This window comes from Ensifer sp. GW101-20A05, from assembly GCF_059424735.1.
Genome location: NZ_JBWKZT010000017.1, coordinates 102,891 through 113,324 on the forward strand (window position 1 = coordinate 102,891; position 10,434 = coordinate 113,324).

11 protein-coding genes and 1 pseudogene are annotated in these 10,434 nt (G+C 61.2%); 6 read left to right on the top strand and 6 right to left on the bottom strand.

Annotated elements, in window-relative coordinates; all coding sequences use genetic code 11:
- Window positions 1-77 precede the first annotated feature (77 nt).
- Window positions 78-350 (top strand): hypothetical protein, encoded by a 273-nt coding sequence (locus AC070A_RS29250; RefSeq protein ID WP_492383631.1) that lies wholly within the window; start codon window positions 78-80, stop codon window positions 348-350.
- An 81-nt stretch (window positions 351-431) separates the two neighbouring features.
- Here AC070A_RS29250 and gntR read toward each other — a convergent pair whose 3' ends face one another.
- From gntR to AC070A_RS29265, 3 genes are read right to left on the bottom strand one after another with little or no spacing between them, the layout of a single operon-like run.
- Entirely contained in the window at window positions 432-1,487 is a 1,056-nt protein-coding gene (gntR, locus tag AC070A_RS29255) for an HTH-type transcriptional regulator GntR (protein WP_309140397.1), read from the bottom strand.
- A complete protein-coding gene (locus AC070A_RS29260; protein WP_057251552.1) occupies window positions 1,484-1,708 on the bottom strand; it encodes a tautomerase family protein in 225 nt (74 codons plus the stop codon). The genes gntR and AC070A_RS29260 overlap by 4 nt, the downstream gene beginning before the upstream one ends.
- A 15-nt stretch (window positions 1,709-1,723) precedes the next feature.
- The gene (locus tag AC070A_RS29265; protein ID WP_057251551.1) at window positions 1,724-2,635 is read right to left on the bottom strand and encodes an SMP-30/gluconolactonase/LRE family protein; all 912 of its coding nucleotides are present in this window, start codon (window positions 2,633-2,635) and stop codon (window positions 1,724-1,726) included.
- A 350-nt stretch (window positions 2,636-2,985) separates the two neighbouring features.
- On the opposite strand from AC070A_RS29265, the gene AC070A_RS29270 reads away from it, so the two are divergent.
- The 4 genes from AC070A_RS29270 to AC070A_RS29285 all read left to right on the top strand — a co-directional run bounded on the left by AC070A_RS29270 (window position 2,986) and on the right by AC070A_RS29285 (window position 7,681).
- Entirely contained in the window at window positions 2,986-4,110 is a 1,125-nt protein-coding gene (locus AC070A_RS29270) for a sugar ABC transporter substrate-binding protein (RefSeq protein WP_113737837.1), read from the top strand.
- Between the two features lie 69 nt (window positions 4,111-4,179).
- Window positions 4,180-5,721 carry a sugar ABC transporter ATP-binding protein gene (locus AC070A_RS29275; protein ID WP_057251550.1) on the top strand — a complete coding sequence of 514 codons (1,542 nt, stop codon included), beginning with the start codon at window positions 4,180-4,182 and terminating at the stop codon, window positions 5,719-5,721.
- Window positions 5,718-6,698: an ABC transporter permease gene (locus tag AC070A_RS29280; RefSeq protein ID WP_057251549.1), complete on the top strand. Its 981-nt coding sequence runs from the start codon at window positions 5,718-5,720 to the stop codon at window positions 6,696-6,698. The genes AC070A_RS29275 and AC070A_RS29280 overlap by 4 nt, the downstream gene beginning before the upstream one ends.
- An 11-nt stretch (window positions 6,699-6,709) precedes the next feature.
- Window positions 6,710-7,681 carry an ABC transporter permease gene (locus AC070A_RS29285; protein ID WP_113737824.1) on the top strand — a complete coding sequence of 324 codons (972 nt, stop codon included), beginning with the start codon at window positions 6,710-6,712 and terminating at the stop codon, window positions 7,679-7,681.
- Between the two features lie 384 nt (window positions 7,682-8,065).
- On the opposite strand, the pseudogene AC070A_RS29290 reads toward AC070A_RS29285, so the two are convergent.
- Window positions 8,066-8,293: pseudogene (locus AC070A_RS29290) on the bottom strand (helix-turn-helix domain-containing protein); the annotation flags it as partial.
- A gap of 128 nt (window positions 8,294-8,421) precedes the next feature.
- The gene (locus AC070A_RS29295; RefSeq protein ID WP_057251547.1) at window positions 8,422-8,664 is read right to left on the bottom strand and encodes a helix-turn-helix domain-containing protein; all 243 of its coding nucleotides are present in this window, start codon (window positions 8,662-8,664) and stop codon (window positions 8,422-8,424) included.
- Window positions 8,665-8,758: 94 nt separating this feature from the next.
- On the opposite strand from AC070A_RS29295, the gene AC070A_RS29300 reads away from it, so the two are divergent.
- Complete coding sequence (locus AC070A_RS29300; RefSeq protein ID WP_057251546.1) at window positions 8,759-9,649, top strand: LysR family transcriptional regulator; 891 nt, start codon at window positions 8,759-8,761, stop codon at window positions 9,647-9,649.
- A gap of 119 nt (window positions 9,650-9,768) precedes the next feature.
- Here AC070A_RS29300 and AC070A_RS29305 read toward each other — a convergent pair whose 3' ends face one another.
- A complete protein-coding gene (locus AC070A_RS29305) occupies window positions 9,769-10,011 on the bottom strand; it encodes a hypothetical protein (RefSeq protein ID WP_113738005.1) in 243 nt (80 codons plus the stop codon).
- Window positions 10,012-10,434 lie beyond the last annotated feature (423 nt).

Genomic DNA, 10,434 nt, shown 5'->3' on the forward strand with positions numbered 1-10,434 from the left:
ACATTCGCTCCGCGGCGCACCATAGCAATTCGCGACCGCGGGCCAAAAATGACCCCGGCAACTCGGGAGGCGCACTGGTGACAGCAGACGGCATGCTGGTCGGCGTCAACACCGCAATCATCGCGCCCGACGACGGCAATGTCGGCATCGGCTTACGGCGCAAAACCTCAGAAGGCTGGCAAAGCTTAGACCTTCTCGTCTCCCATCCGCCGCCATGGTGGCGGGACGGCGGCTTGCAGAGAACTGGGAAAGAATGCCGGACGACCGAAGTGCCGGCGCAATGCTTTCACGGACTTAAGCGTGGACGTCGCCTTAGGGTCCACGAAGCCCTGCTGACCTTGTTGCTGTGATGTTCACCCTTTGGGCCACGAGGATCGCACAATGTATCATCTGGATTGTGCGCTGCGGCCGATCCTTGAGAATGTGCCGTTTCATCGCGCCGTACTTTCGCGAATCTGAAGCTCGAAGCCCAAGTTGACGATCGGCGATTCAATTGGCCGGCCGGCAAGTCGATCCAGCACCATCTGCACCGAGCGCCGGCCGATTTCATAGCGCGGCGTGCGTACGCTGGTGAGCGACGGATAGGCGACGTGCATCATGTCGAGGTCGTTGAAGCCACAGATTGCCATGCTGTGCGGCACGGCGATGCCCGCCCGCTGGCATTCGAACAGCACGCCCATGGCAAGGTCATCATTGTTGCAGAAGACCGCGTCAAGATCGGTGACCTTGCCAAGCGCATCGGCCAGGAGCGGCCCGCCGAGCGATACGCGTGAATGCGTCAGCGTGGTGGTTACCAGTTTGGGATCAAAGAGCTGAGCGGTCTCCAGAGCCGAGCGGTAACCGGCGAGGCGACGCTGCGAGCGAGGATCCATTCGCGCGCCGATGAAGCCTATACGGCGATATCCAGCCTCGATCAGATGGTTGGTCGCCGCCTTGCCGCCATCGAAGTGTGAGAACCCGACCAGCATATCGACCGGATCGTCGCCATACTCCATGATCTGCACGATAGGGCAATCCGCGCTCTCGAGCAGTTTGCGGGTCGTTTCGGTCTGGTCGATGCCGGACACGATCAGCGCCGACGGCCGCTGGCTCAAAAACATCCGGATCAGGCGTTCCTCTTCCCGGGGCGAATAGTGGGTGTTGCCCATCTGTATCTGCAACGGACCGTCGCCGAGCTCGTCATAGATGCCTCTCACCGTGTCGGCGAAGACGATGTTTGTCAGTGACGGCACGAGAACACCGATCACATCGGCTCGGGAGGAGGCGAGCGCGCGCGCATTGGGGTCGGGCGCATAGCCGAGCTGGACCACCGCCGTATCGATCCCCGCGCGCAGTTCGGCCGAAACCAGCGAGGGATCGCGTAGCGCGCGCGACACGGTAATCGCGGCGACCCCTGCCAGTTTTGCGACGTCGGCTATGGTCGGTCTCCCACTGCCGCGTCGGCTTGCCCTCCGGCTCTGGTCTTTGGGAGTGATGTCGTCCTTCACGTCGACTCCTTCTGGCTGCGTGAGCGCAGGGTCCCGACATCGGTGCGGCCGACATACCAGTTCCTTGCGTCCACCTCATCGAAGACGACGGAGATTTCGCGCTCGGACAATCCGGTTGCCTCGGCAATCGCCGCAGTGACCTGGCTGCGGATTGCCGCCTTCTTGGCCGCAGGATCGTCGGCGAGGGTCTCGCGCACGATGGTGATCCGCACGAACGGCATGGCTGGCCTCCTGTCTCAGTCGAGTTTTGCGCCGTTGACCATCAGCCGAACGGCATAAAGCGAGCTGGTCGCGCAGATGTAGAGGATATTTCGCTTAGGCCCGCCGAACACGCAATTGGCGGTGTTTTCCGGCACTCTCACCTTGCCGAGCAAGGTGCCGTCCGGGTGGTAGCAATGGATGCCGTCGCGGGCGCTTGTCCAGATCCGCCCTTCGTCGTCCAGGCGGAACCCGTCAAAGAGGCCAACGGTGCAATCGGCAAAGACCCGCCCGCCCGATATCGCGCCCGCCTCGTTCAGATCGAAGACACGCATATGCGCAGGAAGGTCGGGCCCATGCGTCCGGCCGGTGTCGACGACGTAGAGCTTTTTTTCATCAAGCGAAAAGGCGAGGCCATTCGGCCGCACCATGTCAGTAATGACGGCCGCAACTGCGCCCGTCGCCGGGTCGACACGATAGACGTGGCAGGCGCCGATTTCGCTTTCGGCCTTGTGGCCCTCGTAATCGGACTCGATGCCGTAGGCGGGATCGGTGAACCAGATCGACCCGTCTGATCGCACGACGACGTCGTTCGGTGAGTTGAGCCGCTTGCCGTTCCAGCGATCGGCGACGGTGGTGATGCTCCCGTCATGTTCGGTGCGGCTGACACGGCGGCCACCGTGCTCACAGGTCACCAGACGGCCATGCCGGTCGGTGGTATTGCCGTTCGCGAAGTTCGACGGCTGGCGAAAGATGCTCACATGCCCGTCGGTTTCGTCATAACGCAGCATCCGGTCATTGGGAATATCCGACCAGACCAGATAGCGCCCGGCGGCGAAATAGGCCGGCCCTTCGGCCCAGCGACACCCCGTATAGAGCTGTTCCACTCGGGCGCTGTGGTTGACCAGGCTGGCAAAGCGCTGGTCTACGATCTCGAAATCCTCGGCCATGGGTACCCTCATGCGGCAACGATCGCACTCTGACTGCTGATCGCATGATAGCGCTATCATCACGGAAGGGAATAGCCTTCCTGCATCGCTGTCGACGTCGCCGAATTTCACTTGAAAATTGAGGAGTTCGGTTCTCGGTAATCCGCAAATGTTACTTTACAATTTTTTGTGGTAGCGCTACCTAATTAAGAGACAGCGGTGTTTTCGGGAGGAGACCAGAGCGCCTCGTCAATGGTGAAAGCAGGCATCCAGCGTGCCGGTGCCAGAGAAGTTCGTGCCGTTCCGGGGGAAGGAGTTCCCTCTCGAAACGGAGAACAAAATCAGTGGCGCGCCAATGGGAGGAAATGTCGATGGTGAAGTCACTCGCTGGCGGCATCGTTGCTGCCACTGCCTTTTTTATGTTGGGATCGGCCGCCTACGCGGAGCCGGAAGTGGTTTCAGGGCCCGCGGCGGAGCCGGAATGTTTCGCGCCATGGTCGGCGGACACAAAATTCTTCAAGTTTCCGAAAAAGGAAGGCCCGTACCGCATCGCGCTTGCCAACGGCTACATCGCCAATACCTGGCGTATCCAGATGGTGCAGACGGCAAAGGCCTATGCCGCCCAGCCCGACGTCGCGGCGAAGCTAAAGGAGTTCAAGGTCGTTTCGACGGGTGAGGACGTGCCCGCCCAAATCTCGGCGATCAACAACTTCATCGATTCCGGCTATGACGCCATCGTCGTCAACGCCCAGAACCCGACGGCATTCGCGCCCGTCATCAAGCGGGCGAAGGAAGCCGGCGTGGTGCTGGTTGCCTTCGACAATATCCTCGACACCCAGGACGCGATCAACGTCAACGTCGACCAGAAGGGGCTCGGCCAATTGTGGGGCGAATGGCTCGTCAAACACCTGCCGAACGGCGGCAAGGTACTCGAGGTGCGCGGTGTGGCCGGCACTTCGGTCGACACCGATCGGCACAACGGCATCCATGAGAAACTCCAGGCGTCGGGCAAGAACTTCGAGGTCATCGAGGTCGTGGGCAAATGGGATGACGGGGTGGCCCAGAAGGTGACGGCGGATGCGATCGCCACCAGCGGTCCCTTCGACGGCATTACCGGCCAGGGCGGCGATACCGGCATTGTCCAGGCGATGATCGACGCCAAACATCCGTTCGTGCCGTTTGGCGGCGAAACCGAAAACGGGTTTCGCAAGTTCTGTGCAGCACATGCCGCAGACGGCCTGAAATGCTCGTCGGCCGGAACCGGACCCGCACAGGTGGCCGTTGCCATCAAGACGGCGATCGCCGCGCTCGAGGGACAGGTGGTGCCGCAGTCGGTCAAGTTGCCGTTGGCCATTGTCGAGGATCCGAATTTCAAGGAGGGCCAGGACTACTTCCAGTCCGAATCCGACAATTTCTTCGTCGGTAATTCCTTCCCTACCTGCGGGATCAATTTCTCCGCCCAGGAAATCATGAAGCAGAGCAAGGAAAACCAGTAGGTCGATCAGGAACGGGCGTTGCACAGCCGTGCAGTGCCCGTCGTCCGTAACGGTTTCCCGGAGAGAGCAATGGAAAATGGCGGCCCGCTCTTTCGCATGGAGGGGATATCGAAGCGCTATGGTGGGGTTCGCGCGCTTGAAAATGCCGGACTGTCGGTCAGGGCTGGGGCCATCCACGCCGTTCTCGGTGAGAACGGCGCCGGAAAGTCGACACTCATCAAGATCATGGCCGGCGTCGTGGCTGCGGACGAAGGGCAGATGACGCTCGATGCACAGCCGGTGAAATTCGCTTCGCCGGCTGCCGCCAACGCCGCCGGGATCGCCTGCGTCTTTCAGGAGTTGTCGCTGATCCCGGAACTCAGCGTTGCCGACAATATCGTCATTTCCAATCCGCCGACGCGGTTCGGCATGATCGACCGCAAGGCCCAACGGCGCATCGCAGAGGAGGCGCTGGCGCGCGCCGGTGCCGCCGACATCCATCCTCTGGCGCTGGTCAAGGACCTGCCGCTGTCGCGCAAGCAGATCGTCGAGATCGCCAAGGCACTGGCCCGCAAGCCGCGCATCCTCATCCTCGACGAGGCGACATCGGCGCTGACGGCGGCCGACGTGTCGAAGGTTTTTGCCGTACTGAAGCGATTGCGTGCGGAAGGGCTGGCGCTCGTCTACATCTCGCATCGCATGAACGAGATTGCGGAACTTGCGGACGACTGCACAGTGTTTCGCAACGGCAGCAAGGTTGCGAGCTACGCGGCGGGCACAAGGAGCGATGCGGAGGTCATCGAGATGATGATCGGCCGCGAGTATCACAGCGTCTATCCTCCCAAGCCCGGCCGGCTTGCACAGATTGCGCCTGTGCTTGAAACACGAAATCTGTCCTGGGCGGATCGCCTTCACGACATCTCGTTTTCGCTTCGCTCGGGTGAGATCGTCGGTCTCGGTGGGCTGGACGGGCAAGGGCAGCGCGATCTCCTTCTGGCGTTATTCGGGGTCCTGCGCGGGTTGCGCGGCACGGTTCTCGTCGACGGCAGCCCGATCAGCATCGGCAGCCCTGCGCAGGCGCGCCGGCACGGCATCGGCATGGCGCTCATCCCCGAGGACCGCAAGACCGAGGGGCTGATGCAGCCGATGACGGTGCGCGACAATCTCTCGCTTGCGTCGCTCGATCGGCTGACGCGTGGCGGGATCATCGACAGGGCGAAAGAGGAGAGCGCCATCAATCAGATGATGACGCTACTCGCCATCAAGGCAGGTAATATTGACGCGCCCGTCGGCGCCCTTTCGGGCGGCAACCAGCAGAAGGTCGTCATCGCGAAATGGCTGATGCGGCAGCCGCGCATCATTCTGCTGAACGATCCCACGCGCGGCATCGACGTGGGAACCAAGCAGGAGATCTACCTCTTGCTGCGGCGCCTTGCGGACGAGGGCGCAGCCATCCTGTTCTATTCGACCGACTATGCCGAGCTCATCGGCTGCTGCGACCGGGTGCTCGTGCTTTATGACGGAACGGTGAAACGGGAACTGGCAGGAGCAGAGATAACGGAGCGCGCCCTGATAGCGAGCGCACTCAACATTCCGTCTGCAGAACCAACCCAGCGGGAGCCGGCGCAATGAAGGACTGGGAATACCGACTGGCGGAGCACCGGGGCACGTTGACGGCGCTGGCGATCTTCGTGGTCATGTTCATCATCTACACCGCGAACCATCCGGCTGGTTTCACGGCCAATGTCATCCAGACGGCGGCCAACAAGGGGGTGCTGCTCGCCTTCGTCGCGATGGCGCAAACCATGGTCGTGATCACCGCAGGCATCGACCTCTCCGTCGGCATGATCTTCCTGCTCACCAACTGCCTGGCCTCGTGGCTGGTCGTGGGCTCGCCGCTCGAGACGGCCTTCGGCGTCCTCGTCGTCCTGGCCGTGGGGGCGTTGTGCGGGGCGACCAACGGCGCCATCGTGATATACGGGCGTCTGCAGCCGATCGTGGCGACGATCGCAACGGGGGCGGTCTATTTCGGGATCGCGCTGTTGCTGCGGCCCTTTCCGGGAGGGTCGGTCAACGAGCACCTCGCGGATGCCCTGACGGGACGTATTTTCGCTGTCGTCCCTGCGAGCCTTGTGGCGCTCGCGGCAGTGGTCCTCCTGATATGGGTGCCCTTCAGCCGCTCGGTCTACGGCCGCGCGGCCTATGCCGCCGGCTCTTCCGAAACTTCGGCCTACATGTCCGGCATGCCGATCCGCCGCGGCAAGCTGCTGGCCTATACGCTTTCGGGCCTGGTGGCCGCCCTCGGCGGGCTGTTCCTCACCTTTTTTACCTATACCGGCGACGCGGCCTTTGCGAGCGGCAATGCCTACACGCTGTTTTCGATCGCCGCCGTGGTGCTGGGTGGCGTGTCGCTGTTCGGCGGCAAGGGCAGCGCCATAGGCGCCGTCTTCGGCGCGCTGGCGTTCCGGACGATCGGCGACCTTCTGTTCGTTTTCGATCTCGATCCGCTCTGGCAACCGCTGTTTCAGGGGCTGATCCTGCTTGCGGCCATCAGCCTCGGCGCGCTCGCCCTCTTTCGTGTGCGCAATCGATTGGAGTGGTTTCTGTGAGCGAGACGGCAATGACGCGGGCAACGGAACGGAAGCAGGGTTTCATGCGCAGTCTCGATCCGGCGGTGCTCACCGCATTTGGCTGCATCGTACTGCTGCTTGTCCTTGGCAGCTTCTATTCGCGCAGCTTCCTGTCACCGGAGTATCTGCTGCAGCAATTGAAGGTGGCATCCTTCCTCGGCATCATTGCCACCGGCATGATGCTTGTCATCCTGCTCGGGCAGATCGACCTTTCGGTGCCGTGGACCGTGGCAACGGGCGCAATGATGGCCTGCGCCGCTGCAGCATACGGCCCCCTTGGCACCACGCTTGCCATACCATTCGGCATCCTTTGCGGCATCGGCATCGGGCTCTTCAACGGCGTTGGAGTGGCATACCTGCGCATACCCTCGATGATCGTGACGCTCGCGACGAATGCCGTCGCGCAAGGGGTCATGGTGGTCTACACAGGCGGCTTCTCGCCACAGGATTCCGCGACCGCAGCCATGCGCTATCTCGCCACCGGCGCCTTGATCCCGGGCATCCCGAATGTCGTCTTCATCTGGGCGCTGATCGGCGCGGCGATGGTCTTCCTTCTGCGCCGGACGGGCTTCGGGCGCGCGGTCTACGGTATCGGCAATCGCGAGCGTGCGGCCTATCTTTCCGGGATCAATACCCGCCGCATCGTCATGACCGCCTTTGCCGCCTCGGGCGGGCTCTCGGCCTTTGGCGGGGTTCTGCTTGCAGGTTATGCCTCCAAGGCCGCGCAATCCATGGGCGACGCCTACCTTCTTCCTGCCATAGCGGCCGTGGTGCTCGGCGGCACCTCGATCCTCGGCGGACGGGGATCCTATCTCGGCACGGTCGCCGGCGTCATCCTCATCACGCTGCTGCAATCGATCCTTTCCGTCACGCAGATGCCCGAGGCCGGTCGCCAGATCATCTACGGCGTGGTGATCATACTCATGCTCCTGCTCTATGGTCGTGCGCCAGCCAGCCGTTAAACTTGCGGAGAACAGAGGAAGCGCCACACGCATCCATCTGGCTTCTCGCCAGGCAGTCGATCCGGCAATGGGCTCGAAAGGCCAACCCGCGAGTTGGATGATACATGGGCCGTCAAAGCCTTTCGCCGGTCCTCACCTCGCTCTATTTCGGATCGTACGGACCTGCCGTCCACCAGGCGCTCGCGGCAGAAACGTCACGGAAGGATCTACCCTCGGCGACCTGTCCTCGTGGGTCGTGCCGCAAACGATTGACACGCGCGAGGACGGGTACCTGTTGGAAGAGCAGCTGTGAAGGCCGCAGAAGGATGGAGGCGCTGCCGGAGCGGGCGAAGCGGGCCCTTCATATGTTTTGCTTGGACGGCGAACACTCGCCGAGATCAAAGTCAGACGCTGCCGCCGCTCCTTGCGGATATCATCAGCAACCGTTGGGAAGTAGCCGCTATAGTCGGGCAGCTCGCGATCGTGGAAGGTGTTGCGCCGGATCTCACGATAGATCGTCGATCGATGACGACCGAGGTCGCGCGCCATTTCTTTGATCGGCAGCTTGCGTTCGACAAAGTGGAAGAGGCGGCGTCGATCGGCCAGATTCAGCTGCGAATAGCGTCGGGACATGCCAAAATCTCCGAGGGAAACCATTGAAATCATTGGCATGTTGCACTTCAAATTAGAATGTACCTTATGTGCTTCTAAAATCGCATAATGTATCGAACCGAACGCCCGTCACCTCGCCGTGAATACGACTATTCCTGGATACGCGAGAGCTGATCCATAGCTTCGTGGGGGTCGAAGCCTAGGAGACCTGCGAGCTGTAGAAACTCCACGACGTCCACGCGACGTTGACCGCTTTCAAGGCGGGCCACGAAGGACTGATACTCGCCTAACTTTGCCGCAAGTTCTGTTTGCGTGAGTCCTGCGGCCTCACGCCTCGCAATAAGCAGCGCGATTAGCGCTCTATGCCGTGCCGTACCGAGAGTTTTGGCCACGATTTGCCCACCTGCCTTGAGATGGGGACTTCATTTATATCTGATTTTCAGTTATCTTAAATTCAGATAATGCTCTCAGCTTCAGTGTGCTCATATGGAACTACGCCAACTCTCCTATTTCGTTGCAGTCGCCGAAGAGCTGCATTTCAACCGAGCGGCGGCGCGCATGTGCATCGCGCAGCCGGCTTTGAGCTCCCACATCCAGGCGCTGGAGAAGGAGCTCGGTGTTCGGCTGCTCGAGCGGTCGACGCGGCGGGTCGAACTGACGCGGGCAGGGGAGGTGTTCTACGATCGGGCGGTCCGGATCATTGGCGATGTCGGTGTGTCGGCCGAGATGGCGCGCTCGGTTGCCGGCAAGGCTGCCCGCACGATCAAGATCGGAACCGTTTATCCGGCAACCATAGGCGTGTTGCCGACGTTTCTCGCCCGAATCGGCCGGAAGTTTCCCGATGTCGCTTTGCATGTGAGAAGCGGCTCGACCAGTGACATCATCCGGTCCATCGAAACCGGCCAGATCAATCTCGGTTTCATCCGTCCGGTCGAAAACATCGGTTCCTTGCGCTTCTTCTCGATCGCCCATGAGCGCTATCTGCTGGCGGTCGAAAAGGCGAGCCCGCTGGCGCTTCGAAGCGAGATCGATATCGAGGAGCTGCGCTCCGAGAAGATCATTGCCTTTTCCCGTCAGAATCTCTCCTACTCGGAGCGCTATTTCTCCGAGATGTTCGAGGCCCATGGTCTGACCGGCAACATTGCCTACAGCTGCGACGACACCTTCTCGCTGGTGTCGCTGGTCTCAGCCGGTCTTGGCAGCGGCTTTGCGCCGGAATGGACGAAGGATCTGCCGAACCGCAACTTCGAGCTTAAGCCCGTGCGCGGCGTCGATCTGAAGATCGGGCTTGGTGTTGCCTGGAACAAAGAAGACCCGACCGCATCCCGCGACGACATCATCGACATTGCCCGTTCGCTGGCGCGGCCGGGAAGGTGAGGGCAAGAAATCACCCTTATAACGAGTGGCCAGACCCTCGAAGGAACGGAGCGGCTTGCCGGCGTCTCCGCCCTATCCCCGACCTTTGGCCGACAGGAGCCGGACATGTGTCAGGGATGCTACTTGATAAAACCCGGATACTGCACTTCTTCTCGGTTCACTCCCGTGGAATCCAACCGAACCGGAGTGGGCTCCGGCACGTCGGCCATGTACCGATGAGCGACAAGCCAGTCGCGCAAGATAGTCTCAATCGCGGCGGCCCGGCCGGCGGGCGGCGGTGAAAGGTCCGGATCGGTCATGTAGGCCGCGAGCCCGGCTTCGAGGTCATCTGCAAGAAGAGGCAAGTCTGCTGGATCGGACATGGTAGGCTCCTCTAGGCTTCAGCTAGATAACGAGCTTTCATGGCGCCTGTTCCCAGCGAGGACCTCGGGAGCCCTGTATGGCGGCTGCAGACGTGGGGCGCCGGTTCGTATCCGCTCAAGGCGATAGATTCGTGGTTGGCTTCGGTTTTTTGTTCGCATCGAAATCTGGGCAGCATCCTGAAGTGCACACTCCAATCTCAGTACCGCAGTTAATGCGTCGTGAGGAGCCGCGCTAGGAGAATTGCTTCCATGCTGATTCCCTAAAGGGCAATATCTGCGCCCGCTAGTACAGTGTAGAATACATATGGAAGAGTGGAGATGCCCTCGTTCGGCAAGTCGAGAGGCAAATATGCGCGCCACCAAGCGCCATGTTCTGTCCATTTTGCTGGGTCACAACTTGGAGCTCTCCGAATTGTCTCTCTT